Below are 24,185 nucleotides of genomic sequence, written 5' to 3'. Positions count from 1 at the left end.
CCATGGCCGACGTCACGCTTTCCGCCATCCGCAAAAGTTTCGGGGCCCTCGACGTCATCAAGGGCGTCGATCTCGACCTGAAATCGGGAGAATTCGTCGTTTTCGTCGGCCCCTCCGGCTGTGGAAAATCGACGCTCTTGCGCATGATCGCCGGTCTGGAGGATATTTCCGCCGGCACGCTGACGATCGGCGGACAGGTGATGAACGATGTCGATCCGTCCAAGCGCGGCATCGCCATGGTCTTCCAGTCCTATGCGCTCTACCCGCATATGACGGTCAGGGAAAACATGGGCTTCGCGCTGCGCTTTGCCGGCATGGACAAGGCGGAGATCGCGCGCCGGGTCGATGCGGCCGCCAGGATCCTCGAACTCGGCGCGCTGATGGACCGCAAGCCGAAGGCGCTCTCCGGCGGCCAGCGCCAGCGGGTGGCGATCGGCCGGGCGATCGTGCGCGAGCCGGATGTCTTCCTGTTCGACGAGCCGCTGTCGAACCTCGATGCCGAACTGCGCGTGCATATGCGCGTCGAGATCGCGCGGCTGCACAAGGAGCTGAAGGCGACGATCATCTATGTGACGCACGACCAGGTGGAGGCGATGACGCTCGCCGACAAGATCGTCGTGCTCCGGGCCGGCCGGGTGGAGCAGGTGGGTGCGCCGCTCGATCTTTACGACGATCCGGCCAACCTCTTCGTCGCCGGCTTCATCGGCTCGCCGAAGATGAACGTCTTCTCCGGCCGCGTGACCGGGGCCGATGGCGCGCGCGCGCTCGTCCGGCTCGACGGTTTCGCCGACAAGGAGGTGGCGGTGCCGATCCGCAGCGCGGTGCCCTCCGCCGGCACGCCGGTGAAGCTCGGCATCCGGCCGGAGCATTTTAGCGACGACCAGGCCGAAAGCCTGCCGATCACCATCGACATGTTCGAGCACCTGGGTGGCGAAACCTTCGCCTATGGCCGCTCCGCCTCCGGCGAGGCCATCATCGTCACCACCCGCAACGGCCGCAGCTTGAAGGCCGGCGAGGTGTTGCGGGCGGGGTTCGATCCGGCGCGGGCGCTGTTGTTTGCGGAAGATGGGGTGCGGATTCGGTAGGAGAGGGTGGGGCCGGACGGATGGAAGACCCCCTCTGGGCTGCCGCCCATCTCCCCCACGAGGGGGGAGAGACCCAGCGGCGCGTTCCCCACGGGATGGAACCAACAGAGATCGCTGAGGAGGGCGAACGGCTTGGCGGGCGGTCTCCTCACGATCTCTCCCCCCGTGTGGGGGAGATGGCCGGCAGGCCAGAGGGGGTCTTGCCGCCTTTGATCTGCAGGGCCAGAGGGGCTTGCCGCTCCAGACCGAAAGGGCAGAAAGGCACGTGGCCCTAAGCCCGTCAGGCCGAAAGGTACTCTACCTCCAGCCCGCCAAGGCTCCAATCACGCCCCCGGCTGGCGGGTCTTGCGCAGGTAGGGAAGGACCGTGTCGTAGCTGCCGAAGCGGGCGATGGCGTCCTCGTTGGAGACGGCGGCGGTGATGATCACGTCGTCGCCCTGCTTCCAATTGGCAGGGGTCGCCACCTGGTGCTTGCTGGTGAGCTGGATCGAGTCGATCGCCCGCAGGATCTCGTCGAAGTTGCGGCCCGTGGTCATCGGATAGGTGAGGATCAGCTTGATCTTCTTGTCCGGGCCGATGACGAAGACCGAGCGTACGGTCGCATTGTCGGCCGGCGTGCGGCCTTCCGAGCTGTCGCCGGAACCGGCCGGCAGCATGTCATAGAGCTTGGCGACGTTGAGATCCTTGTCGCCGATCAGCGGGTACTCCACGTCGAAGCCGGTGGCGGTGCGGATGTCACTCTTCCACCGCTCGTGGCTTTCGACCGGATCGACCGAAATGCCGATGATCTTGACGCCGCGCTTGCGGAATTCGCCTTCGAGCCCTGCCATGGTGCCGAGTTCGGTGGTGCAGACCGGCGTGAAGTTCTTCGGATGCGAGAAGAGAACCGCCCAGCCGTCGCCGATCCAGTCGTGAAAGTCGATCGGGCCCTGGCTGGTTTCGGCGTGAAAATCGGGCGCGATATCGTTGATCCGCAGGCTCATGGTTCGTCCTTTCCGTGGTTTGGCGGAAACCTCGCATCATCGCTGGGGTCGATCAAGCAATAGCGTTCCCTTTTGTGAGGTCGGAACCGCTGCGGCGTTCCTCTCGTTCCCGCTCGCGTGGAAAAGAGGAGAAGGACCCGCATGGCCGAGCATCCGCATACGCCGGACGGACGCTATTTCGTCGTGCGCGGACGGCTTTGGCGGCTGAGCAACCCGAAGCTGCCGGAGACGGAGCGGGCGCGTCTGGTCTCGGCGCTGATGCGCGCCCGGCAGGCGGTCCGCGCGGCAAAGGGCAATCCCGAGCGGTTGGCTGAGGCGCGCCGGGCGGTCGATGAGGCCAAGCACGGGCTTGGGGAGCGCGGCCCTGTCTGGTGGGAGGATGGAGCGCCCGACTACAATCGGAAAATGGCGAGGACCACGCCCTATGCGGCCTGGTTCGAGGCGCTGGAGGATGCCGAGGAACCTGGCGGCAAGAGCGCTGGTTAGCGGCGCTTTCAAGGAGGGTTTCCATGCAGATGCGGTATCTCGTGCTCCTGGCCGCGGCCATCGTGATCGTCGCCGTCGTCGTTTACGGCAGCTATCCGAGCTGGAATGGGGCAGCGACACCCTGAGGCCGAGGCTGCTTTTTGAGTTGCGGCTCCGTCCTTCGCATGCGAGGGGACGGAGACGGAACGAGAGAGGGCGCCATGAAGGACAGTGCGGAAGATCGCTTGATCATCGGGCTCGATGTGCCGAGCGTGGAGGAGGCGCGCGCCATCGTCGATGCGGTCGGGGAAGAGGGGCGGGTCTACAAGATCGGCTACCAGCTCGCCTTCGTCGGCGGTCTCGAACTGGCGCGGCAGCTGACGGCCGAAGGCAAACGCGTCTTTCTCGACATGAAGCTTCTCGATATCGACAACACGGTTGCCAAGGGCGTCGAGCAGATCGCGCGGATGGGGGTCTTCATGCTGACCCTGCATGCCTATCCGAAGGCGATGGCCGCAGCCGTGGCGGCGGCACAGGGCTCCGAACTCTGCCTGCTCGGGGTCACCGTCCTGACCTCCATGGATGCGGCGGACCTCGCCGAGGCCGGCTACCGCGATGCGCCGGAGGCGCTGGTTCTTTCCCGTGCCGCCCAGGCCCGCGCCGCCGGCATGGGCGGCATCGTCTGTTCGGCCGCCGAAGCGCAGGCGGTGCGCGCCACAGTCGGCCCCGACATGGCGGTCGTCACCCCCGGCATCCGCCCCGTCGGCGCGGATCATGGCGATCAGAAGCGCGTGGTCACCCCTTATGACGCGATCGTCGCGGGGGCGAGCCACCTCGTCGTCGGCCGGCCGATCGTCAAGGCCGAGGATCCGCGTGCTGCAACCCGCGCCATCCTCGAAGACATGCGCCGTGCCGCCTGGCCGGCCAATCAATAGCCTGTTCCGTCAGAGAAGCACCGTCGCATCAGGAGGATGATCAGCATGGCAAAGGGATATTGGATCGCGCGCGTCGACGTGCGGGATGCCGAGCGTTACAAGGATTATGTCGCGGCGGCCAAGCCTGCCTTCGAGCGCTACGGCGCCAAGTTCCTGGCCCGCGGCGGACCGTTCCAGCCGCTGGAAGGTGAAGCCCGCGGCCGCAATGTCGTCATCGAGTTTCCCTCAATACAGGCGGCGGTCGATTGCTACAATTCGCCGGAGTATCAACGCGCGGCCGCCATCCGGCAGGAGGTGGCGGATGCGGAGATGGTGGTGGTCGAGGGCGTCTAGCCACAGGCCCCGCCGCAACCGGCCGTTCGCTCGGATCGGCCGGCGCGGACATGTGGTGCCGCGCGGTGCGACAAGGCTTTCCGGCTGCGCTCGCTTGAGCTATGTAGCGGACACGATCAGGCCCATTTCGCGGAGCGCTTCCCCATGATCCTTGCCAATCTCCCCCCGCTCGTCACCGTGTTCGGCGGCTCCGGCTTTGTCGGTCGGCATGTGGTGCGTGCACTCGCCCGCCGCGGCTTCCGCATTCGCGTCGCCGTGCGCCGCCCGGACCTCGCCGGCTTCCTGCAGCCGCTCGGCAATGTCGGGCAGATCTCCTTCGCCCAGGCGAACCTGCGCCACCGCGGCTCGATCGATGCGGCGGTCCGGGATGCCGACCACGTGGTCAATTGCGTCGGTATCCTCTTCGAGGCCGGCCGCAACACCTTCGACTCGGTGCAGGAGTTCGGCGCCAAGGCCGTGGCGGAAGCGGCGCGCGCGGCCGGCGCCTCGCTGACCCATATTTCGGCCATTGGCGCCGACGAGAAGGGCGAGGCTGCCTATGCCCGCACCAAGGGCCGGGCCGAAAAAGCCATTCTCGAGATCAAGCCGGATGCCGTCATCCTGCGCCCCTCGATCGTTTTCGGCCCGGAAGACGGCTTCTTCAACAAGTTCGCTGACATGTCGCGCTTCGCGCCCGCCCTGCCGCTGATCGGCGGCGGCAAGACCGCCTTCCAGCCGGTCTATGTGGCCGATGTCGCCGAAGCCGTGGCGCTTGCCATCGAGGGCAAGGTCGAGAAGGGCCGGATCTACGAGCTCGGCGGGCCGGAGGTGCTGACCTTCCGCGACTGTCTGGAGCGGATGCTCTCGGCCATCGACCGCAAGCGCGGCTTCGTTTCTCTGCCCTTCGGCATCGCGTCGATGATCGGCAGCGTCGCCTCGCTGATCCCCTTCATCGATCCGCCGCTCACCCCCGACCAGGTGACGCTGCTCAAGCAGGACAATGTCGTCTCCAAGAGCGCCGAGCAGGAAGGCCGTACCTTCAAGGCCTTCGGCATCGAGCCGACGCTGGTGGAGGCGATTCTGCCCTCCTACCTGGTGCGCTACCGTCCGCAGGGGCAGTATACGCGGTCCGGCAAGGCCGCCTGAGAACACCAGTCCCAGTCGTCCCGTCTTGCGCCGCCGGACCGATCCGGCGGCGCTTTTGTGCCCGGCGGGTCACACAGTTGCAGTTCTGCCGCAGTGCAAAATTGCTCGTGCCCTTTACCAGCCATTCAACATGTCGCGCTATTGATCGCTCCGGTCCCTCGACTTAGACGAGGGCCGCGCCGCTTGGCCACCGAACAGGGGCAAGGACGCCGTCTCGTCATCTCGAAAGGCAGAGTTTTCATGGGCAAGTCGATCGCAATCTTTTTTGCGTGCGCGGCATTGGTGGTGGTTGCGGGTTCGTTCGCCGCACCGAAGACGGTGGCCATGAGCCACGACAATTGCGCGCCGGCCTATGGCGTCGATCCCTGCACCACGGCCTCGATCGGCCAGATCTCCCGCAACTGATCCCTTTCGCTCCGCGGTCGCGCGGCGCGCATTCCTTATGGCGGGGGCCAGGCGAACCGCATGCGATCCGGGGAACCGGCGCATGCGGTTTGTTTTTGTCCGGTCAGCCGACGATCATCAGGCCGATGAGGCCGGCAACGCCGACGACGATGCGCCAGATGGCGAAGGGTGTGAAACCGCGGCTGGAAACGAAAGCCAGCAGCGAGCGGACCACGAACAGCGCCGAGACAAAGGCGGCGATGAAGCCGACGGCGATGATCGAAAGATCGTTGAAATCCAGGATGTCGCGGTTCTTGTAGAGATCCAGCACGAAAGCGCCGACCATGGTCGGCATGGCGAGGAAGAACGAGAACTCCGCAGCGGACCGCTTGTCCGTGCCCATCAGCAGTGCGCCGACGATGGTGGCGCCGGAGCGCGAAGTGCCGGGGATCATCGCCAGGCACTGGAAGAAGCCGATCTTCAGGGCCAGCGACGGCGGGTACTCCATCACATCCTTGTAGCGGGGCTTGAGCGGCATGCGGTCGACGGCAAGCAGGATGACGCCGCCGATGATGAGCACGATGCAGATCAGCGCCGGCGTTTCGAACAGCACCGTCTTGATGAAATCATGCGCGATCGCGCCGATGACGGCGGCCGGCAGGAAGGCGAGAAGGATCGACAGCACGAAACGCCGCGCGGCCGGATCGTTCGGAATGCCGAGCGCGATCTTCAGCAGGCGCTGGAAATAGACGAGCAGGATGGCAAGAATGGCACCCAGCTGGATCAGCACGGCAAAAGTATTGCCGGGCGACTTGAAGCCGAGGAAATGCCCTGCCAGGAGCACGTGGGCGGTGGAGGAAACCGGGATGAACTCCGTCAGGCCCTCGATGAGGCCGAGAATGAGCGCACTGATGATCGATTGATCGGGCATCTGGTAAAGTATCCCTTAATCAAAGACGGATAGGGTTCGGCGTTGGGGCGATGGTGTGGATCGCTTGTGTGTGCAGGCGAGCGCCTCTATTAGCGTGCAGCGCAGCATTCTCATAGCCGTCTTCACCCTGCCTTGGCCAGAGCGGTCCGGCTGCCCTATATGACCGCTATCCTCCGACGATCGAGCCAGACCTCATCGATGCCCACGCTTTATCATCATCCCATGTCCACCGCCTCGCGCTTCGTGCGGCTCATCCTCTCGGAATATGGCTATCAGACGGATCTGGCGGAGGAGCAGCCCTGGGAGCGGCGTCGCGACTTCCTGGCGCTCAATCCGGCCGGAACGCTGCCGGTCTATCTGGATGACAGCATGCGGGCGCTGTGCGGCGCGACGGTCATTTCCGAATATCTCGACGAGACCAACGGCGTCTTGAAGCGCGAGCGTCGGCTTCTGGCGGAAGACCCGTTCCAACGCGCCGAAATTCGCCGGTTGACCGAGTGGTTCCTGCAAAAGATGGAATCGGACGTGACGCGGCCTCTGGTGCGCGAGCGGATCTTCAAACTGCAGATGACCCCGGCGGAGGGCGGCGGCGCACCGGATTCCAAGGTGCTGCGCCTGTCGCGCGCCAATATCCGCCAGCATCTGAAATATCTCTCCTGGCTTGCCGGTTCGCGCACCTATCTTGCCGGGGATCGGCTGTCCTATGCCGATCTTGCCGCCGCCGCCGCGCTCTCGGTGCTCGACTATATGGGCGAGATCGATTGGTCGGAGGCGCCTGTCGCCAAGGATTGGTATCAGCGGCTGAAATCCCGCCCCTCCTTCCGCCCGCTGCTCGCAGAGCGCGTGCGGGGGCTGACCCCGGTGTCGCATTATGCGGATCTCGACTTCTGAGACGGCGGAGGCCCGCCGCAGCGCGAGTCTCACCCGCTTCGTCAAGGCCGAGGCCGCCGACAAGGGCTTCGACCTCTGTCGCATCACCACGCCGGACATGATCCCGCAGGCGCCCGATCGTCTCGCCGCCTTCCTTGACGCCGGCTTTCACGGCAGCATGGGCTGGCTGGCGGAAACGGCCGAGCGCCGCGGCTCGCCGCGCGCGCTCTGGAGCGAGGTGCGCTCCATCGTCATGGTCGGCATGAACTACGGCCCTGATCATGATCCCCGCGCTATCCTGGCTGAGAAGGACAGGGGCGCGATCTCCGTCTATGCCCAGAACCGCGACTATCATGATCTGATCAAGGGCCGGCTCAAGGAGATGGCGACCCGATTTGCCGCCCGCGCTGGCGAGGATGTGAAGGTTTTCGTCGATACGGCACCGGTCATGGAAAAGCCGCTGGCCGAGCAGGCCGGGCTCGGCTGGCAGGGCAAGCATACCAACCTCGTGAGCCGCGAATTCGGGTCCTGGCTCTTCCTCGGCAGCCTCTTCACCACGGCCGCGCTGGAGCCGGACGCAGCCGAGCGCGATCATTGCGGCTCCTGCCGCGCCTGCCTGGCCGCCTGTCCGACGGACGCCTTCCCGGCCCCCTACCAGCTCGATGCGCGCCGCTGCATCTCCTACCTCACCATCGAGCACAAGGGCCCGATCGATCCGGCACTGCGGCCGGCGATCGGCAACCGCATCTATGGCTGCGACGATTGCCTGGCCGCCTGCCCCTGGAACAAGTTTGCCGCGGAAGCGCGCGAAATGAAGCTGAAGGCGCGCGACGATCTGCGCGCACCCGCGCTCGACCATCTGCTGACGCTGGACGACGCTGCCTTTCGAGCGCTGTTCTCCGGCTCGCCGGTCAAGCGGATCGGCCGCAACCGGTTCGTGCGCAACTGCCTGATTGCGGCCGGCAATTCGGGCAGCGCGTCGCTGGTATCCCCCTGCCTGGCTTTGCTCACCGATCCGGCGCCGGAGGTGCGGGCCATGGCGGTCTGGGCGCTCTCCCGCCTTCTTTCGGCGGAAGACTTCGCGCGGCTTGATCGCGGCGGCGAATGTGCGCAGGAGGTACTCGACGAATGGAACCGCGCGGGAGCCGCTACATGCATGTCCTGATCCTCGGTGCCGGCTTTTCCGGCGCCGCCATTGCCAAGACCCTGCGGCCGCTGGCGCAAACGGTGACCGGCACGACACGCAGCGAGGAAAAGGCGGCGCGGCTGAGCCTGCAGGGCATCACGCCGCTGATCTTCGACGGCGAGACGGTGTCGCCCGCCCTGATGGCGGCCATGGCCCGCACCACACATCTCATCCAGTCGATCGCGCCCGGCAAGGCCGGCGACCCGCTGATGCGCCCTGGGCAGCCGGCGCTGGCCGAATTGATGCCCGAGCTTGCCTGGGCCGGCTATCTCTCCACCGTCGGCGTCTATGGCGACCATGGCGGGGCCTGGGTGGATGAGGAAACACCGCTCCACCCGGTGTCCGAGCGCTCGCAAGAGCGCGTGGAGGCGGAGGAGCAGTGGCTCTCCTTCGGGAAAGCGACGGGCGTGCCGGTGGCAGTGCTTCGTCTCTCCGGCATTTACGGGCCGGGGCGCAACGGCCTGCGCAACCTGGCGGAAGGCACGGCGCGCCGGCTGGTCAAGCCGGGCCAAGTGTTCAACCGGATCCGCGTGGAGGATATTGCCGGCGCCACGCAGTTCCTGATCGAGCACGGCCTCGCCGGTATCTACAACGTCACGGATGACGAGCCGGCCCCGCCGCAGGATGTGGTTGCCGAAGCCGCGCGGCTGATGGGCATCGACCCGCCGCCGGAAATCCCCTTCGAGACCGCAGAGCTCAGCCCCATGGCGCGCTCCTTCTACGGCGAGAACAAGCGCGTCTCCAATGCCAAGCTCAAAGCAGCGGGCTACACCTTCGCCTATCCCACCTATCGCCAGTCGCTCGCCGCCCTCTGGGAAGCGGGAAACTGGGGCTGAAAACGCAGACAGTTTCCCTCTCTCGATGCAACCTCTGCGAGATATCAGCGCGCGCAGCCACTGGCGGACGCTGGAAATAGGGCGCTCTTAAAAATTCAATCTCATTTTATCCACAGGAGGCCAATGGTTTTCTCATTATGGAGTCTTGTGCAATGGAGTCGCTGATTCCACTGATTTTTACGCAGGGTGGCCGATAGATTAAATTTTTTAAGACTCTTAAAACTTCATCTTCGGCAAGTATTCCCTAACCAGACCTTAACGGTTGAAGCACGTTTCTGCCATTTTTCGTCCCGACAAGCCGGTCCACCGATTGACCAGCAAGGGACTGACTTTTTGACGAGCAAGACTTTGGGGGCTGCCGCTCTGGCGGCATGTGTTGCCTTGGGGGCAACCTTCACGTCGCCGGTGGCGGCCATGGCAAAGGGTCCGGGGTGCGGCGGTGCGTCGTGGTACGCACTCACTTCACGGACGGCATCCGGCGAACGGATGAATGCATCCTATCTCACGGCCGCGCATCGGAGCCTCGCCTTCGGCACCAAGGTCCAGGTGACCAACAAGCGCAACGGCAAGTCCGTCGTCGTCCGCATCAACGATCGCGGACCGTTTATCCGGGGCCGTGTGCTCGATCTTTCCAAGGCGGCCGCATCCAACATCGGCATGATCTCTTCGGGCACGGCCAGCGTCTGCTACCGCGTGATCGGCTGATCAGACAGCGGAAGAATGAGCCGCCGGAGGGATTGTTCCCGGCGGCCCCGCTTTTTCTCCACCCTGCGCTCCCGCTTGCTCTTGCCGCCGCTGGCCGCTACAGGGCGCGAAACGGAGTTTGAACATGCGACTGGGTGGAAGGCTCTCCGGAGCGATCGAGGTCCTCGCCGATATCGAGGCGCGCCGTCGGCCCGTGGCCGATGCGCTGAAGGACTGGGGCCTCTCCCACCGCTTTGCCGGCTCGGGCGACCGGGCGGCGATCGGCAATATCGTCTATGATGCGCTGCGGATGAAGCTGTCCCACGCCTATCTGATGGACGATGACAGCCCTGCGGCGCTGGGACATGCCGTGATGCTGCGCCAATGGGGGCTGACGCCGGACAGTCTGGCCGAGGCGCTGGAGGGTGACCGCTTCGCGCCCGCTCCCCTGTCCGAGACGGCGCTTGCCGCCTATTCGAGCCGCAGCCTTTCGGATGCGCCGCTGCATGTGCAGGCCGATATTCCCGAATGGACCGTTCCCTCCTTCCAAGCCGCCTTCGGCAGCGAATGGCTGGCGGAGGCGCAGGCGCTCGCCGGGCGGCCGGCGCTCGACCTGCGCGTCAACACGCTGAAAGCCGATCGGCCGAAGGTCGCCAAGGCTCTCGCCGAAGCCGGCGTGGTCGACACCGCGATCGCGCGCCATGGGCTGCGCGTGCCGCCGAGCGAAGGTCTATCCCGCCTTCCCAATGTCACCGCCGAACTCTCCTTCCAGAAGGGCTGGTTCGAGGTGCAGGACGAGGGCTCGCAGATCGTGGCGGATCTCGTTCTGCCGGCGCCGGGCGAACAGGTGCTCGATTATTGCGCCGGCGGCGGCGGAAAGACCTTGGCCATTGCGGCGGCGCTCGACAACAAGGGCCAGGTCCACGCCTTCGACGCCGACCGCAAGCGCCTGGCGCCGATCATCGAGCGGCTCAAGCGGGCGGGTACCCGCAATGTCCAGGTCCATGACCGGGTCGCAGGGCTGCAGCCTCTCGAGGGCCGCTGCGATGCGGTACTGGTCGATGCGCCATGCACCGGCACCGGCACCTGGCGGCGCCGTCCCGATACGAAATGGCGCCTGACGCCGCGCAATATCGAGGAGCGCCAGAGCCAGCAGCAGGAGGCGCTTGCTGCCGCTGCCCGCTTTGTCCGCCCCGGCGGCCGCCTCATCTATGTCACCTGCTCCGTCCTGCCGGAGGAGAACGACCGGCAGGTCGCGCGTTTCCTGTCCGACCATCCGCAGTTTGCGGCGACGAGCGCCATGCAGCGGTGGACCACGCTGTTCGGTACGCAGCCGCGCACGCCCTGGAGCGAGGATGGCACCACGCTCACTCTGAGCCCGGCGCGCACCGGCACGGATGGCTTCTTTTTCGCCAGCCTTCAGCGCCAGGCGTGAGCGGCAGGGCGTGCCCATCCGGCGGGCCCTGTGCGCTTTGTGAGCATTTAAACTATACTCTTTGACACTGGTTTAATTTTCGGCCATGAAGGCAGCGCGGGTTCGGCGCTGCGCCTGTCTGGCAGCCGCGCTCCCGATCAGATCGTTTCGACACTGGACTGAGGAGTGGATCTTGTCCAAATCGCTTCTTCGCGCCGCCGTTCTGGCGTTGACGCTCGGCACCTCGGCCCTTTCGGCCCATGCCGTCACGAAAGCAACACCGGTCGATGCGCCGGCCGTTCTCCAGCACTACGCAGCCCTCGCCCATGCCAAGTTCTCCGACGCGCTGACGACGGCGGAAACGCTGGACAAGGCGGTGGATGCGCTGATCGCCAGCCCGAGCGAAGCGACGCTGAAGGCGGCGCGCGAGGCCTGGCTTGCTGCTCGCAACCCCTATCAGGAGAGCGAAGTCTACCGCTTCGGCAATCCGATCGTCGACGAGTGGGAAGGCAAGGTGAATGCCTGGCCGCTCGATGAAGGCCTGATCGACTATGTCGATCCAAGCTATGGCACGGAGAGCGACGACAATGCGCTGTTCACCGCCAATGTCATTGCCAATCCGACGCTCTCCATCGACGGCAAGACCGTCGACGCAAGCAGGATCACGCCGGAATTCCTGGCCAGCACGCTTCAGGAGGCCGGCGGAATCGAGGCCAATGTGGCGACCGGCTATCACGCCATCGAATTCCTGCTCTGGGGGCAGGACCTGAACGGCACCGGACCCGGTGCCGGCAACAGGCCCTACACCGACTACGACACGAAGGCCTGCACCAACGGCCATTGCGACCGGCGCGCCGCCTATCTTAAAGCCGCAACCGATCTCCTGGTCTCCGACCTGAAGACCATGGTCGAGGCCTGGGCGCCGGAGGGCGCGGCGAGCAAGGCGGTGGAGGCCGATCCCAAGGCCGGCATCGGCGCGATCCTGACGGGCATGGGTTCGCTTTCCTATGGCGAGCTCGCCGGCGAGCGCATGAAGCTCGGCCTTCTGCTGCATGATCCGGAAGAGGAGCAGGATTGCTTCTCCGACAACACCTACAATTCGCATCTGCATGACGCGATCGGCATCCAGTCGGCCTATACGGGCACCTACACCCGCGTCGATGGCACCACGATGACGGGCCCGTCGCTCTCGGCTCTGGTGGCGGCCAAGGATCCGGCGCTCGACAAGGAGATGACGGACAAGCTTGCCGCAACCGTGGCCGCCATGCAGGCCATGGCCGAGCGCGGCCGCACGATCGAGGCCTATGACCAGATGATTGCGGAAGGCAATGCCGAGGGCAATGCCGCCGTACAGAAGGCGATCGACGGGTTGATCGCGCAGTCGAAGACCGTCGAGCGGGTGATAGCCGCACTCGATCTCGGCCAGATCGAACTGGAAGGGTCCGACAGTCTCGACAATCCGAACGCCGTCTTCCAATAAGCACCTGGCCCGCCGCCCCTGCTTCGCCTTGCGCGGTGGGGGGCGGTCGGGCGGCGTTTCTCCATCGGCCGGCGGCAGCCCTGCCGGCCTGTCCTCAAGGACGCATCGCCCGGATGATCGCGTTTCGCGTTTCCCGCCCGAGCCTGCCGATCGCCGCAGCCCTGCTGGCTGCCGGCGCCGCAGCGCTGTCCGGCTACGGGCTCTCTCCGAAGACCTTGCTGCCCGTCAGCACGGGGATGGTCGAAACGGCACCGGTGCTGCGGGACGATCTGACGCCCACGGAGCGCGCGCGCGTCGACGCCGTGACCCTGGCTGCGGACCAGTTCGACAGGCCGCAGCCTTTCGAGGCCATGGCGGGCGGCGGCGCGACGTCCACCGCCCAGCCGGGACCAGACAGTCTGTCCCAGCCGATCCCCACACTTGACGCCTCCGGTCGTGCCGACTTCGCGCTCGGCACCGCGCTGTTCGAGAAGCTCTGGGTTTCCGCGCCCTCGTCCACCCAGGCCTCCGATGGTCTCGGGCCGCTCTACAATGCGCGGGCCTGCGCCACCTGCCATCAGCGCGACGGACGCGGCCATGCCCCGGAGGAGGGCGCAATCGGGCCGTCGCTCGTGCTGCGTCTGGTCCAGCCGGATGGCCGCGGCGATCCGGTCTATGGCCGGCAGCTGCAGGACAGCGCGGTGCCGGGCCAGCCGGCGGAAGGCCATCCGTCCCTTCGTTTCGAAACCAGGATCGTCTCGCTGGCCGGCGGCGAGCAGGTAACGCTCCGCCGTCCGCGGTTTTCGATCGAAAATCTCGCCTACGGACCGCTCGACCCGGCCACCCATCTTTCGCCGCGCCTGGCACCGGCCATGACCGGGCTTGGTCTCATCGAGGCGATCCATCCTGCCGATCTCCTCGCCGGCGCGGATCCGGACGACAGAAACGGCGATGGCATCCGGGGGCGGACCATCATGGTTCGCGATCCGGCAACCGGCAGCCTTGCGCTCGGCCGCTTCGGCTGGAAGGCGGAGATGTCGAGCGTGCGTGCCCAAAGCGCGGCCGCCTTTGCCACCGATCTCGGGATTTCGACGCCCGCGCGGCCGCAGAGCGCGGGCGATTGCACGGTTCATCAGGCCGCCTGCCTTGCTGCGCCGGACGGCGTCCAGCCGCGGCTGGGGCCGGTGGAGGCACCGGACCCCGTGCTCACTCTCGTCGCGGACTATGCAAGCCATCTGGCCGTGCCGGCCCGGCGCGATGTCGGCCGAGCGGAGGTGCTGTCCGGCAAGGCCCTCTTCTCCACGATCGGCTGCGCGGATTGCCACCGCCCCAGCTTCGTCACCAGTCGGCAGGCTCAACCGCCGCTCGCCTTTCAGCTCATCTGGCCCTATTCCGATCTTCTGCTGCACGAGATGGGCGAGGATCTTGCCGATCCGGGCCGCGACGGCCCGGCCAGCCCCACACATGCCGGAAGCGGCGAATGGAGAACGCCGCCGCTCTGGGCGATCGGCCTGGCTTCCACGGTAGATCCGCGTGCCGGCTTCCTGCATGATGGGCGGGCGCGGACGCTGCAGGAAGCCATTCTCTGGCATGGCGGCGAGGGGCAGGCCGCGCGTGATCGCTATGCCGCCCTGTCTGCGCGGGACCGCCGCGCCTTGCTTGCTTTTCTGGAGTCGCTCTGATGCGCCTGTCGATCCTCATCATCCTTTCTGCGGCCCTTGGCCTTGCTGCGCCTGCCCAGGCGCAGGACGCGGAGGATGGGGCCAGCCTTGTGGCGGCCGGGCAGGGGCTCGTGGCGGAGCAGGTGCCGGCCGCCATGGCCGGTGCGGTCGATGGGTTCATTCGTCCAGGCTACCGCGCCTTTGCCGAGAAGGCGGCAGCCATGGCGTCGATCGCGCCTGGTCTGTGCGAAAAGCCCTCCGCCAAGGGTGTCGCTGCCTTCCGCGCCGCCTTTCGCGAGACGGCATTGGCCTGGGCGCGCATCGAGATCGTGCGGGTCGGCCCGGTTCTGGACGACAACCGCTTCGAACGGATCCTCTTTTTTCCCGACCGCAAGAGCCTCGGCCTGAAACAGGTCCAGCGGCTGCTGGCCGAAAAAGATGAGAGCGCCACCTCCGCAGGGACGCTGAAAGGCAAGAGCGTTGCCGTCCAGGGCCTCGGTGCGCTGGATTTCGTGCTGAACGGCACGGGCGCCGACGATCTCGCCAAAGAGCCGAACGGCTTCCGTTGCCGCTATGGCGCCGCGATCGCGGCCAATCTGGCCGGCTTGGGCCAGGATCTCGCGGCGGCATGGGACGCGCCGGACGGGGTCGCCAAGGCCTGGACGCAGCCAGGGCCGGGCAATCCGCTCTATCGCACCGAACGGGAAGCGGCGACGGAGCTGCTCGGCGTCCTGGTCCATGGTGTCGAGACCCTGAAGGACCAGAGGTTGCGGCCCTTCTTCGCCGGAACGGTCGACGGCAAGCCCGATCCCGGTCGGCCGCGCCTGGCGCTCTATTGGCGCTCCGGCCTCACCATCGCCGCGATCCGGGCCAATGTGGATGGGCTGAAGGCCCTCTTCGATGCCGCCCGGATGGACAATCTGGTCCCACCTGCCGACGCCCCCATGGCCGCCTCGATCCGCGCGGTGATGAGCGAGTTCTCCGCCTCGGCTGCGGCGGCTGATGCGCCGGTCGAGCAGATCCTCGCTTCGGAAGAAGGACGCATGAAACTCACGCAGCTCCTGCGCCATGCCAACGACCTGTTGCAGCGGCTCAATCTCGACTTCGGTGCCGCCATGGGGCTCGGTGCCGGCTTTTCCTTTGCCGACGGGGATTGACGCCATGTCCGTGCCGTTCGCATCGCCCTGTCTCGATCGCCGCAGCTTTCTCGCCATGGCAGGGGCCGCCTGGGCCGGAGCACTTGCCCCTCGCGCCGCCTCTGCATTTGCCGCTGCCGAGGCGGTCTATGCCTCCGCCTTTCGCGATCCCGATGGAACCTATGGGCTTGCGACGGTGACGGAGGCCGGCGCCGTGCTGGAGCGGGTGCGGCTGCCGGCGCGGGCCCATGGCCTGTGTCACGCGCCGGTCTCCGGCCTGGCCGTCGCCTTTGCGCGGCGGCCCGGCACCTTCGCGTTGGTGGCCGATCTTTCCGGGCGCAAAGCGCCCGTCACCATCGCCGCTGCCGAGGGCCGGCATTTTTTCGGTCACGGCTGTTTTTCAGGCGATGGCCGGCTGCTTTTTGCCACGGAAAACGACATCGAAACGGGCCAGGGCATGATCGGCGTGTATGACGGCACCGATCACTTTCGCCGCATCGGCGAATTTCCCTCCTATGGCATCGGCCCGCACGACATGACGCTGCTGCCCGACGGGCAGAGGCTGGTCGTCGCCAATGGCGGCATCGAGACCCATCCGGATTTCGGGCGCACCAAGCTCAATCTCGACCGCATGCAGCCTTCGCTTGCCGTGATCAGCACGGACAGCGGCGCGCTGATCGAGCGTCATCTCATGCCGCCCGACCTGAAACAGCTTTCGACGCGCCATGTGGATCTCGACGCGGACGGCCGCATCTGGTTTGCCTGCCAGTATGAGGGACCGCGCAACGACCTGCCGCCGCTTGCCGGCTCCTTCCGCCCGGGCGAGGACATCCGCTTCCTCACCCTGCCCGAAGAGGCGAGCCTGATGCTCGCAAATTATGTCGGCGCCATCGCCGTCAACCGCGCGAGCGGCCTCGTCGGCCTCGCTTCGCCCAAGGGTGGGGCGGTGGTGACCGTCGAGGCATCGACCGGCAGGCTCGTTGCGACCCGGACCGAGACCGATGCCGCCGGCATTGCAGCGGCGGGACGCGATGGCTTTGCCGTCTCCTCCTACGAGGGCCGGTTTGCCGAAACGGTGAGCCCGCTTGCCTGGGACCAGCATATCGTCCGCATCGCCGGGCAGGCCGTGTGATGCAGACGCGCGGACCCCTGTCAGACCGGCCGCCGCCGCGTTATCTCAATCCCATGCGCCCGTTCTTCGTCACTACGCTCTTCATCCTCCTCGTGCTCGGCATCGGCCTGCTGATCGGCATCACCAATGTGCCGGGCGCGTGGTACCAGTCGCTCCAGAAGCCGGCCTTCAACCCGCCGAACTGGATCTTCGCGCCGGTCTGGACGGTGCTCTACATCATCATCGGCTATGTCGGGGCGCGGACCTATCTGCGCCAGCCGAACAGCAAGGCCATGCGTTTCTGGTTTGCGCAGATGCTCTTTAACTTCGCCTGGTCGCCGCTGTTCTTCGGGTTGAACGAGATCGCGCTGGCGCTGATCATCATCCTGGCGCTGCTGATCTCGATCATCGGTTTCATGCTGACCGTGCGCCGCACGGACAGCCTCGCCGCCATTCTCTTCCTGCCCTATGCCGCCTGGGTTGCCTTCGCCAGCCTGCTGAACGGTTCCATCCTTCTCCTCAATTGACCTTGCCGCCTGGAAGGACGCGTGCCAGTGTCGCGCAGCCCCCTTCGCGCCAGAGACGACGATGATCGAGCCCAAATTCAGCGATTTTCGTGCCCGTGTCCGCCGCAGCTTCGAGCGTCAGGCTGTCATGCGCACCATCGGCGCGGAGCTGACGCGGATCGAACAGGGCATGGTGGAAATCGAGCTCGGTTTCGATGAGGGCCTGACCCAGCAGCACGGCATCCTGCATGCCGGCATCATCTCCACCGCGCTCGAAACGGCCAGCACCTATGCCGGCTATTCGGTGCTCGACCCCGAGGCGGGGCTGCTTACCATCGAATTCAAGGTCAACCTGCTGTCGCCCGGCCGGGGCGAGCGGTTCCTGTTTCGTGGCGAGGTGACCAAGCCCGGCACGACGATCATCGTCTCCGACGGGCGCGGCTATGCCATGTCGCAGGATGCGCCGCCCAAGCTGATTGCATCCATGACCGCGACCAAGATGGTCGTGCGCAACCGGGAAGGTTTTGCCGAATGATGCTGCCCCCTTTGAAGTCCGCCGGCGGGCTGAAGATCCTCTATGCCATGGCGGCGGAGGCAGAATATGGCGCGGCTCTGCGCGAGCGTTTCACGCCGCTGATGACCGGTGTCGGTCCGGTGGAGGCAGCGGTCGTGCTTACCCGCGCGCTCTCGGCGCTGACGCTCGAGGGCGAGCGGCCGGATCTCGTCGTGTCGCTCGGCTCGGCCGGCTCGGCGCGGCTCGAGCAGACGGAAGTCTATCAGGCCGTCTCCGTCTCCTACCGCGACATGGATGCCTCGCCGCTCGGCTTCGAGAAGGGCGCGACGCCCTTTCTCTCGCTTCCCGTCGTCGTTCCGCTGCCGCTGCGCATCGAGGGCGTGCCGGAAGCGAGCCTGTCGACCGGGGCGAATATCGTCTCAGGCGCAGCCTATGAGGCGATTGCCGCCGATATGGTCGATATGGAGACCTTTGCGGTGCTGCGCGCCTGCCAGAGCTTCGACATTCCGCTGATCGCGCTGCGCGGCATTTCCGACGGCAAGGCGGAGCTACGCCATGTCGGCGACTGGACGGACTATCTGGATGTGATCGACGGCAAGCTGGCCGGCGTGGTAGACCGGCTGGAAGCTGGGCTTGCGGCCGGCAGTCTCCGCATCTAGGCGGTTCCCGCCCGAATCTGCCTCAAAGCTGCCCCGAGCGTTGCACTTGGGCGAGCCTTTATTTAAAGGCTCGCCATGAACACGCGCGCGAAAGGCTTGGCATGACCGAGATAGCCCATCCCGACAGCATCCTCATTATTGATTTCGGCAGCCAGGTGACCCAGCTGATCGCAAGGCGCGTGCGCGAGGCTGGCGTCTATTGCGAGATCCATCCGTTCAATTCGGCCGAAGAGGCCTTCACCCGCATGCGGCCGAAGGGGGTCATCTTCTCCGGCGGGCCGGCCTCGGTGACGGCGGAGGGCAGCCCGCGGGCGCCGCAGGCGGTGTTCGACAGCGGCGTGCCGATCCTCGGCATCTGCTACGGGCAGCAGACGCTCTGCGTGCAGCTCGGCGGCACGGTGGAAGGCGGGCATGCGGCCGAGTTCGGTCGTGCCGATGTCGAGATCAAGAAAGCAAGCCCGCTTTTCGAAGGCTTCTGGGACGTCGGCGGGCGCTATCCGGTCTGGATGAGTCATGGCGATCGCGTCACCCAGCTGCCGCACGGCTTCGAGGTCGTCGCCACCTCCGAAAATGCCCCCTTTGCGATCGCGGCCGATGAAAGCCGGCGCTACTACACCACCATGTTCCACCCCGAAGTGGTGCATTCACCGGACGGCGCCAAGCTCCTCTCCAATTTCGTGCACAAGATCGTCGGGCTGAAGTCCGACTGGACGATGGCCGCCTATCGCGCCGAAATGATCCGCAAGATCCGCGAAGATGTCGGCGAGGGTCGCGTGATCTGCGGGCTCTCCGGGGGCGTCGATTCCTCCGTTGCCGCCGTCCTCATCCATGAGGCGATCGGCGACCAGCTGACCTGCGTCTTCGTCGACCACGGCCTGATGCGGCTGAACGAGGCGGAAGAGGTCGTGACCATGTTCCGCGACCATTACAACATCCCGCTCGTCCATGTGGATGCCTCCGACCTGTTCCTCACCGAGCTTGCCGGCGAGACCGACCCGGAGGTCAAGCGCAAGACGATCGGCCGGCTCTTCATCGAGGTCTTCGAGGGAGAGGCGAAGAAGATCGCCGAGGATGGCAAGGGCGCACCGCAGTTCCTGGCCCAGGGCACGCTTTATCCGGACGTGATCGAGAGCGTCTCCTTCTCCGGCGGCCCGTCCGTCACCATCAAGAGCCACCACAATGTCGGCGGCCTGCCGGCGCGGATGAACATGAAGCTGGTCGAGCCGCTGCGCGAGCTCTTCAAGGACGAGGTGCGTGCTCTCGGCCGCGAGCTCGGGCTTCCCGAGCGCTTCGTCGGCCGCCATCCGTTCCCCGGCCCGGGGCTCGCCATCCGCTGCCCGGGCGGCGTGACGCGCGAAAAGCTCGATATCCTGCGCAAGGCGGATGCGATCTATCTCGACGAAATCCGCAAGGCCGGCCTCTACGACACGATCTGGCAGGCCTTCGCCGTGCTTCTTCCGGTGCAGACCGTCGGCGTGATGGGGGATTACCGCACTTACGACTTCGTCTGCGCGCTGCGTGCCGTGACCTCCGTCGATGGCATGACGGCGGATTTCTACCCCTACGACATGGCCTTCCTCGGCCGCACCGCCACCCGCATCATCAACGAAGTCCGCGGCATCAACCGCGTCGTCTACGACGTGACGAGCAAGCCGCCGGGGACGATCGAGTGGGAGTGAGGCGAGGCCGATTCGAGCGTCGCCTCGTTCGAGCGGTAAGATGACGAAAGCAGCCCATATCCTATGGGGTGTTCATTCGGCTGGCATAGCTCGCCTTCGCGGCTTGCCCGGGGTCGCTTGAGCATCGTTGAGATGCTTTGATCGCAATCTTCTCCCGCTGCATGGTCACTTGGCTCCTCTTAGCGGATTGATGCTCGCGACGCCTTCGAAGTCCCTTTCATTATCGGTGACCACGATGCAGCCATTTGCTTTGGCGATGGCGGCGATGATCGTGTCGAGCGCGCTGCGAGGGCGTCCAAGGGCTTTCCCGTCCGCCATGAGCCTCGCCCATTCCAGAGCCGCTCTCTCGTCGAAAGCAAGAACGCGACCGGCAAACAGAGCTGGCGGGCCGTCCGGTCCACCAAACCACGTCTCAAGCTCCCGCCGCTTTTTGCCGGCAGGCATCTCGAGCACGCCCCGACTGATTTCCGCTAGCGTGAGAGAAGAGATAAATAAGTCTTCGTCGACCTGTTCCGCCAACCATTCCAGCAGCGCCACCGATGGCGTCAGCTTCGTAACGTTGCTAATAACATTCGTGTCGAGCAGGAACCGCGTCAAAGCTCGACCTTCCGCCCTTCTTCGCGAGGACGGAACAGGTCGAGATCAGCATCAAGAAGCGGAGAGCGCCGAAGTGCAGCAAGGATGCCGCCCTTGCGCGGCGGAGCGCCGGAGATCGACCTGCTGACAGTGGCGCGCAACTCCAAGGCTTCCGGCGTGTCTTCTGCAAGCCTGCGTGCGATCAGTCGGACAAGGTCGCGGTCGGTGTCCCGACCCAGCACTTCGAAGCGCGCAAGTCCGCGTTCGCCCAGACGCGAGCGGTAGTTCTGGATCGCACGTTGCTGGGCCTTGCTGATAGCCGCCTCCTCTTGTTTCCCGTAATATAACCAGTGCTGGCATTGACGACAAGGCACTGGCATTCTGCTTCGTCCGAGCTTGATGCTTCACGATCCCCATTCGCGAGAAGGGACGGCGCATGACGATGCAGTCAGGCGAACACTTGCATTTGCAGGCAACGGGGCGTATAGAGCAGCGAAATTCTTGATCGGTTGATGAAGAGTGGGCCCGTCAGGACCCGCTCTTTTTTATTACCGTCTGACCGGAGAACGAGCGCTTGTCCGAGATTGTGGCAGAAGAGACGGCTTACGAGACGCGGCTGATTACCGAAACCGGCCTCGACCGGCGGATTGCCGATATTGTCGAACCCGTGCTCATTCCCCTGGGCTATCGGCTGGTGCGCGTGCGGCTTTCCGCCCAGAACGGCGCGACGCTGCAGATCATGGCCGAGCGGCCCGACGGCACGATGACGGTGGAAGATTGCGAAGCGGTCTCCATGGCGGTCTCTCCGGTGCTCGATGTCGAGGATCCGGTCGACAAGGCCTATCATCTGGAGGTTTCCTCGCCGGGGATCGACCGGCCGATGGTGCGCCGCTCCGATTTTTCGCGCTGGGCCGGGCATCTCGTCAAATGCGAGACCTCCGTGCTGGTCGAAAGCCGCAAGCGGTTCCGCGGCACGATCGTCTCCGCCGACCAGGATGGCTTCACGCTGGAGCGGGACCAGCCGGCGCCCGGCGAAGAGCCGGTGATCGTCATTCCCTTCTCGGCGCTCTCCGAGGCGCGCCTGATCCTGACCGACGAACTGATCCGCGATGCGCTGGCGGCCGACAAGAAGGCCAAGGCCGCGCGCCTGGCGGCCAACGAGAATTTCGAGGACGACGCGTCGTCCGACGAGGAGTGAGGCTCGCACAGTGCGGGCACGGCATGACGTTTCTTTCTAGTCCGGTGGGACGACGGGGCTTTCTCCCGCGGGCCGGCAAGTGCTTTTTACGGAGATCCTGACCATGGCAGTGAGTGCAAACCGGCTCGAACTTCTGCAGATTGCGGATGCCGTCGCGCGGGAAAAGGTGATCGACCGCGAGATCGTTCTCGCCGCCATGGCGGATGCGATCCAGAAGGCAGCGCGCTCGCGCTATGGCTCGGAGACAAATATCCGCGCCGACATCAATTCCAAGACCGGCGAGATCCGTCTTCAGCGGCTCCTCGAAGTGGTCGAGCAGGCCGAAGACTACTCCACGCAGATCCCGCTCGAGCTGGCGCGCGACCGTAATCCGGATGCGGCGCTTGGCGATTTCATCGCCGATCCGCTGCCGCCGATGGATTTCGGCCGCATCGCTGCCCAGTCGGCCAAGCAGGTCATCGTGCAGAAGGTGCGCGAAGCCGAACGCGACCGGCAGTTCGACGAATACAAGGATCGCGTCGGCGAGATCGTCAACGGCACGGTCAAGCGTGTCGAATATGGCAATGTGATCGTCGATCTCGGCCGTGGCGAAGGCATCATTCGCCGCGACGAGATGATCCCGCGCGAGAACATGCGCTATGGCGACCGTGTTCGCGCCTTCGTCTATGATGTGCGTCGCGAACAGCGCGGGCCGCAGATCTTCCTGTCGCGCACCCATCCGCAGTTCATGGTCAAGCTCTTCACCATGGAAGTGCCGGAAATCTACGACGGCATCATCCAGATCAAGTCGGTCGCCCGCGATCCGGGCTCGCGTGCCAAGATCGCCGTCATCTCCAACGACTCGTCGATCGATCCGGTCGGCGCCTGCGTCGGTATGCGCGGCAGCCGCGTCCAGGCGGTCGTCGGCGAGCTGCAGGGCGAGAAGATCGACATCATCCCCTGGTCGCAGGAGCCCGCGAACTTCATCGTCAATGCACTGCAGCCGGCGGAAGTCTCCAAGGTGGTTCTCGATGAGGATGCCGAGCGGATCGAAGTCGTCGTGCCCGACGAGCAGCTGTCGCTCGCCATCGGCCGCCGCGGCCAGAACGTTCGTCTTGCCTCGCAGCTGACCGGCTGGGACATCGACATCATGACGGAGCAGGAGGAATCCGAGCGCCGCCAGAAGGAATTCAACGACCGCACGGCGCTGTTCATGGAGGCGCTCGATGTCGACGAGATGGTCGGACAGGTGCTCGCCTCCGAAGGCTTCGCACAGGTCGAAGAGCTTGCCTATGTCGAGCTTGACGAAATCGCTTCCATCGAAGGTTTCGACGAGGACACGGCCAACGAGATCCAGACGCGCGCCCGCGAATATCTGGAGAAGATCGAAGCCGAGATGGACGAGAAGCGCAAGGCGCTCGGCGTTGCCGACGAACTGCGCACGATCGACGGCATGACCGGCCATATGCTGGTGGCGCTCGGCGAAGACGGAATCAAGACGGTGGAAGACTTCGCCGGCTGTGCGGCCGACGATCTGGTCGGCTGGTCGGAACGCAAGAACGGCGAGACCAAGCGCTTTGAAGGCCTGTTCTCCAAGCTGGAGGTTTCGCGTGCCGAAGCCGAGGCCATGATTCTGCAGGCGCGGCTTGCCGCGGGCTGGATTACGGAGGAAGACCTTGCACGCGAGCAGGAGGCACTCCAAATAACGGAAGGTGCGGACGAGGAAGAGGCGTAAGGCCCTGCCTCGCCCGTGGGCGCTCCCGTCATGACGATCGACAAGGATAGCGGTGCGGCGGCCGAGGCTGCCGAGGCCCTGAAAGACGACGAGCTGCCTGTGAACGGACGCATGTGCATCGTGACGCGCGAAAGCGGCGAGACGGAGGACCGTCTGATCCGCTTCGTCGCCGGCCCCGACGGGCAGGTGGTGCCGGACCTCAAGGGCAAGCTGCCCGGTCGCGGCTGCTGGGTCACCGCGGAGCGTCCGGTTCTGGAAAAGGCGATCGCCCGCAAGCTTTTCGCGCGGGCGCTCAAGGGGGATGTGAAGGCCGAGCCTTCGCTCGCCGACGAGGTGGACCGGCTGCTTTCCCAGCAGCTGATCGGCATGATGAACATGGCACGCAAGGCGGCCCAGTTCATCACCGGCGCCTCGAAGACCGAACAGGCGGTGCGCGGACAGGCTGCGCTCGCAACCTTCCACGCGCTGGACGCGGCGCCCGATGGCGTCCGCAAGATCAGCCAGGCCCGAAAGGCCATGAGTTTTGTCGTCGCGGACGGCACCGAAATACCGGCCTTTCGTTTGTTCACTGCGGCGGAACTGGATGGCTGGCTCGGAAGTAATTCGTTTATCCATGCCGCAGCGCTTGCAGGGCAGGCGGGTGAGGGTGTAGTGAAGCGCGCAAAAGCGCTCGAGCGTTATCGGGGTCCATCTTCCCCTTGAAGCCTCGGGCGGTGCTCGCCAGCCGATGAAGACGACGAC

26 protein-coding genes are annotated in these 24,185 nt (G+C 65.5%); 22 read left to right on the top strand and 4 right to left on the bottom strand.

Annotation, left to right across the window (positions count from 1 at the left end; translation table 11 throughout):
- Positions 1–2: 2 nt before the first annotated feature.
- Positions 3–1,085 carry a sn-glycerol-3-phosphate ABC transporter ATP-binding protein UgpC gene (locus U8330_RS18545; RefSeq protein ID WP_323106721.1) on the top strand — a complete coding sequence of 361 codons (1,083 nt, stop codon included), beginning with the start codon at positions 3–5 and terminating at the stop codon, positions 1,083–1,085.
- Between the two features lie 323 nt (positions 1,086–1,408).
- On the opposite strand, the gene U8330_RS18540 is transcribed toward U8330_RS18545, so the two are convergent.
- Positions 1,409–2,068 carry a peroxiredoxin gene (locus tag U8330_RS18540; RefSeq protein WP_323106720.1) on the bottom strand — a complete coding sequence of 220 codons (660 nt, stop codon included), beginning with the start codon at positions 2,066–2,068 and terminating at the stop codon, positions 1,409–1,411.
- Between the two features lie 141 nt (positions 2,069–2,209).
- Here U8330_RS18540 and U8330_RS18535 point away from each other — a divergent pair, with 141 nt between their 5' ends.
- The 5 genes from U8330_RS18535 to U8330_RS18515 all read left to right on the top strand — a co-directional run bounded on the left by U8330_RS18535 (position 2,210) and on the right by U8330_RS18515 (position 5,331).
- On the top strand, positions 2,210–2,554 hold the full coding sequence (locus U8330_RS18535) for a hypothetical protein (RefSeq protein WP_323106719.1): 345 nt from the start codon (positions 2,210–2,212) through the stop codon (positions 2,552–2,554).
- A 200-nt stretch (positions 2,555–2,754) separates the two neighbouring features.
- Positions 2,755–3,468 (top strand): orotidine-5'-phosphate decarboxylase, encoded by a 714-nt coding sequence (gene pyrF / locus U8330_RS18530; protein WP_323106718.1) that lies wholly within the window; start codon positions 2,755–2,757, stop codon positions 3,466–3,468.
- A gap of 45 nt (positions 3,469–3,513) precedes the next feature.
- Complete coding sequence (locus U8330_RS18525; RefSeq protein WP_323106717.1) at positions 3,514–3,801, top strand: DUF1330 domain-containing protein; 288 nt, start codon at positions 3,514–3,516, stop codon at positions 3,799–3,801.
- 144 nt (positions 3,802–3,945) lie between these two features.
- Positions 3,946–4,926 (top strand): complex I NDUFA9 subunit family protein, encoded by a 981-nt coding sequence (locus U8330_RS18520; protein WP_323106716.1) that lies wholly within the window; start codon positions 3,946–3,948, stop codon positions 4,924–4,926.
- Positions 4,927–5,166: 240 nt separating this feature from the next.
- Entirely contained in the window at positions 5,167–5,331 is a 165-nt protein-coding gene (locus U8330_RS18515; RefSeq protein WP_323106715.1) for a hypothetical protein, read from the top strand.
- A 103-nt stretch (positions 5,332–5,434) separates the two neighbouring features.
- Here U8330_RS18515 and U8330_RS18510 read toward each other — a convergent pair whose 3' ends face one another.
- Positions 5,435–6,241: an undecaprenyl-diphosphate phosphatase gene (locus U8330_RS18510; RefSeq protein ID WP_323106714.1), complete on the bottom strand. Its 807-nt coding sequence runs from the start codon at positions 6,239–6,241 to the stop codon at positions 5,435–5,437.
- Between the two features lie 198 nt (positions 6,242–6,439).
- Here U8330_RS18510 and U8330_RS18505 point away from each other — a divergent pair, with 198 nt between their 5' ends.
- From U8330_RS18505 to guaA, 13 genes are all read left to right on the top strand, one after another.
- Complete coding sequence (locus U8330_RS18505; RefSeq protein WP_323106713.1) at positions 6,440–7,132, top strand: glutathione S-transferase family protein; 693 nt, start codon at positions 6,440–6,442, stop codon at positions 7,130–7,132.
- Positions 7,113–8,276, top strand: coding sequence for a tRNA epoxyqueuosine(34) reductase QueG (gene queG / locus U8330_RS18500; RefSeq protein WP_323106712.1), 1,164 nt, complete (start codon positions 7,113–7,115; stop codon positions 8,274–8,276). The genes U8330_RS18505 and queG overlap by 20 nt, the downstream gene beginning before the upstream one ends.
- Positions 8,264–9,133, top strand: a complete 870-nt coding sequence (locus tag U8330_RS18495; protein WP_323106711.1) for an SDR family oxidoreductase — start codon at positions 8,264–8,266, stop codon at positions 9,131–9,133. Before queG ends, U8330_RS18495 begins: the two co-directional genes overlap by 13 nt.
- 333 nt (positions 9,134–9,466) lie before the next feature.
- Positions 9,467–9,838 (top strand): septal ring lytic transglycosylase RlpA family protein, encoded by a 372-nt coding sequence (locus U8330_RS18490; RefSeq protein WP_416236880.1) that lies wholly within the window; start codon positions 9,467–9,469, stop codon positions 9,836–9,838.
- A 124-nt stretch (positions 9,839–9,962) separates the two neighbouring features.
- Positions 9,963–11,252, top strand: a complete 1,290-nt coding sequence (locus U8330_RS18485) for an RsmB/NOP family class I SAM-dependent RNA methyltransferase (RefSeq protein ID WP_323106709.1) — start codon at positions 9,963–9,965, stop codon at positions 11,250–11,252.
- Positions 11,253–11,424: 172 nt separating this feature from the next.
- Complete coding sequence (locus U8330_RS18480; RefSeq protein ID WP_323106708.1) at positions 11,425–12,711, top strand: imelysin family protein; 1,287 nt, start codon at positions 11,425–11,427, stop codon at positions 12,709–12,711.
- A gap of 113 nt (positions 12,712–12,824) precedes the next feature.
- The gene (locus U8330_RS18475; protein ID WP_323106707.1) at positions 12,825–14,372 is read left to right on the top strand and encodes a di-heme oxidoredictase family protein; all 1,548 of its coding nucleotides are present in this window, start codon (positions 12,825–12,827) and stop codon (positions 14,370–14,372) included.
- Positions 14,372–15,508 (top strand): imelysin family protein, encoded by a 1,137-nt coding sequence (locus U8330_RS18470; RefSeq protein WP_323106706.1) that lies wholly within the window; start codon positions 14,372–14,374, stop codon positions 15,506–15,508. The genes U8330_RS18475 and U8330_RS18470 overlap by 1 nt, the downstream gene beginning before the upstream one ends.
- 4 nt (positions 15,509–15,512) lie before the next feature.
- Positions 15,513–16,619 (top strand): DUF1513 domain-containing protein, encoded by a 1,107-nt coding sequence (locus tag U8330_RS18465; RefSeq protein WP_323106704.1) that lies wholly within the window; start codon positions 15,513–15,515, stop codon positions 16,617–16,619.
- 53 nt (positions 16,620–16,672) lie between these two features.
- On the top strand, positions 16,673–17,125 hold the full coding sequence (locus U8330_RS18460) for a TspO/MBR family protein (RefSeq protein ID WP_323107359.1): 453 nt from the start codon (positions 16,673–16,675) through the stop codon (positions 17,123–17,125).
- Positions 17,126–17,186: 61 nt separating this feature from the next.
- Positions 17,187–17,639 (top strand): PaaI family thioesterase, encoded by a 453-nt coding sequence (locus U8330_RS18455; RefSeq protein ID WP_323106703.1) that lies wholly within the window; start codon positions 17,187–17,189, stop codon positions 17,637–17,639.
- Complete coding sequence (locus U8330_RS18450) at positions 17,639–18,277, top strand: 5'-methylthioadenosine/S-adenosylhomocysteine nucleosidase (protein WP_323107358.1); 639 nt, start codon at positions 17,639–17,641, stop codon at positions 18,275–18,277. The genes U8330_RS18455 and U8330_RS18450 overlap by 1 nt, the downstream gene beginning before the upstream one ends.
- Before the next feature lie 101 nt (positions 18,278–18,378).
- On the top strand, positions 18,379–19,956 hold the full coding sequence (gene guaA, locus U8330_RS18445; protein ID WP_323106702.1) for a glutamine-hydrolyzing GMP synthase: 1,578 nt from the start codon (positions 18,379–18,381) through the stop codon (positions 19,954–19,956).
- Between the two features lie 165 nt (positions 19,957–20,121).
- On the opposite strand, the gene U8330_RS18440 is transcribed toward guaA, so the two are convergent.
- Together U8330_RS18440 and U8330_RS18435 are read right to left on the bottom strand one after the other, a co-directional pair.
- A complete protein-coding gene (locus tag U8330_RS18440; protein WP_323106701.1) occupies positions 20,122–20,553 on the bottom strand; it encodes a PIN domain-containing protein in 432 nt (143 codons plus the stop codon).
- A complete protein-coding gene (locus tag U8330_RS18435) occupies positions 20,550–20,849 on the bottom strand; it encodes a hypothetical protein (protein WP_323107357.1) in 300 nt (99 codons plus the stop codon). Before U8330_RS18435 ends, U8330_RS18440 begins: the two co-directional genes overlap by 4 nt.
- 257 nt (positions 20,850–21,106) lie before the next feature.
- Between U8330_RS18435 and rimP the strand changes: the two genes are divergently transcribed.
- The 3 genes from rimP to U8330_RS18420 all read left to right on the top strand — a co-directional run bounded on the left by rimP (position 21,107) and on the right by U8330_RS18420 (position 24,146).
- The gene (gene rimP / locus U8330_RS18430) at positions 21,107–21,730 is read left to right on the top strand and encodes a ribosome maturation factor RimP (protein WP_323106700.1); all 624 of its coding nucleotides are present in this window, start codon (positions 21,107–21,109) and stop codon (positions 21,728–21,730) included.
- Positions 21,731–21,833: 103 nt separating this feature from the next.
- Complete coding sequence (gene nusA, locus U8330_RS18425; protein WP_323106698.1) at positions 21,834–23,444, top strand: transcription termination factor NusA; 1,611 nt, start codon at positions 21,834–21,836, stop codon at positions 23,442–23,444.
- A 30-nt stretch (positions 23,445–23,474) separates the two neighbouring features.
- Positions 23,475–24,146 carry an RNA-binding protein gene (locus tag U8330_RS18420; protein ID WP_416236879.1) on the top strand — a complete coding sequence of 224 codons (672 nt, stop codon included), beginning with the start codon at positions 23,475–23,477 and terminating at the stop codon, positions 24,144–24,146.
- The last annotated feature ends 39 nt before the right edge of the window (positions 24,147–24,185 follow it).

The sequence above is a fragment of the Rhizobium sp. CC-YZS058 genome (genome assembly GCF_034720595.1).
Classification (GTDB): domain Bacteria; phylum Pseudomonadota; class Alphaproteobacteria; order Rhizobiales; family Rhizobiaceae; genus Ferranicluibacter.
Note: the sequence above shows the minus strand (reverse complement) of the source record. Positions and strands in the feature narration are given on the sequence as shown.

What these genes read in the sequence shown, in the direction of transcription:
- U8330_RS18470 (WP_323106706.1), top strand. Translation starts at nt 14,372, where the DNA reads ATGCGCCTGTCGATCCTCATCATCCTTTCTGCGGCCCTTGGCCTTGCT.
- U8330_RS18540 (WP_323106720.1), bottom strand. Translation starts at nt 2,068, where the DNA reads ATGAGCCTGCGGATCAACGATATCGCGCCCGATTTTCACGCCGAAACC.
- queG (WP_323106712.1), top strand. Translation starts at nt 7,113, where the DNA reads ATGCGGATCTCGACTTCTGAGACGGCGGAGGCCCGCCGCAGCGCGAGT.
- U8330_RS18460 (WP_323107359.1), top strand. Translation starts at nt 16,673, where the DNA reads ATGCGCCCGTTCTTCGTCACTACGCTCTTCATCCTCCTCGTGCTCGGC.
- U8330_RS18515 (WP_323106715.1), top strand. Translation starts at nt 5,167, where the DNA reads ATGGGCAAGTCGATCGCAATCTTTTTTGCGTGCGCGGCATTGGTGGTG.
- U8330_RS18455 (WP_323106703.1), top strand. Translation starts at nt 17,187, where the DNA reads ATGATCGAGCCCAAATTCAGCGATTTTCGTGCCCGTGTCCGCCGCAGC.
- U8330_RS18450 (WP_323107358.1), top strand. Translation starts at nt 17,639, where the DNA reads ATGCTGCCCCCTTTGAAGTCCGCCGGCGGGCTGAAGATCCTCTATGCC.
- nusA (WP_323106698.1), top strand. Translation starts at nt 21,834, where the DNA reads ATGGCAGTGAGTGCAAACCGGCTCGAACTTCTGCAGATTGCGGATGCC.
- U8330_RS18485 (WP_323106709.1), top strand. Translation starts at nt 9,963, where the DNA reads ATGCGACTGGGTGGAAGGCTCTCCGGAGCGATCGAGGTCCTCGCCGAT.
- U8330_RS18545 (WP_323106721.1), top strand. Translation starts at nt 3, where the DNA reads ATGGCCGACGTCACGCTTTCCGCCATCCGCAAAAGTTTCGGGGCCCTC.
- pyrF (WP_323106718.1), top strand. Translation starts at nt 2,755, where the DNA reads ATGAAGGACAGTGCGGAAGATCGCTTGATCATCGGGCTCGATGTGCCG.
- U8330_RS18420 (WP_416236879.1), top strand. Translation starts at nt 23,475, where the DNA reads ATGACGATCGACAAGGATAGCGGTGCGGCGGCCGAGGCTGCCGAGGCC.
- U8330_RS18475 (WP_323106707.1), top strand. Translation starts at nt 12,825, where the DNA reads ATGATCGCGTTTCGCGTTTCCCGCCCGAGCCTGCCGATCGCCGCAGCC.
- U8330_RS18520 (WP_323106716.1), top strand. Translation starts at nt 3,946, where the DNA reads ATGATCCTTGCCAATCTCCCCCCGCTCGTCACCGTGTTCGGCGGCTCC.
- U8330_RS18465 (WP_323106704.1), top strand. Translation starts at nt 15,513, where the DNA reads ATGTCCGTGCCGTTCGCATCGCCCTGTCTCGATCGCCGCAGCTTTCTC.
- guaA (WP_323106702.1), top strand. Translation starts at nt 18,379, where the DNA reads ATGACCGAGATAGCCCATCCCGACAGCATCCTCATTATTGATTTCGGC.
- U8330_RS18495 (WP_323106711.1), top strand. Translation starts at nt 8,264, where the DNA reads ATGCATGTCCTGATCCTCGGTGCCGGCTTTTCCGGCGCCGCCATTGCC.
- U8330_RS18510 (WP_323106714.1), bottom strand. Translation starts at nt 6,241, where the DNA reads ATGCCCGATCAATCGATCATCAGTGCGCTCATTCTCGGCCTCATCGAG.
- U8330_RS18505 (WP_323106713.1), top strand. Translation starts at nt 6,440, where the DNA reads ATGCCCACGCTTTATCATCATCCCATGTCCACCGCCTCGCGCTTCGTG.
- U8330_RS18535 (WP_323106719.1), top strand. Translation starts at nt 2,210, where the DNA reads ATGGCCGAGCATCCGCATACGCCGGACGGACGCTATTTCGTCGTGCGC.
- U8330_RS18525 (WP_323106717.1), top strand. Translation starts at nt 3,514, where the DNA reads ATGGCAAAGGGATATTGGATCGCGCGCGTCGACGTGCGGGATGCCGAG.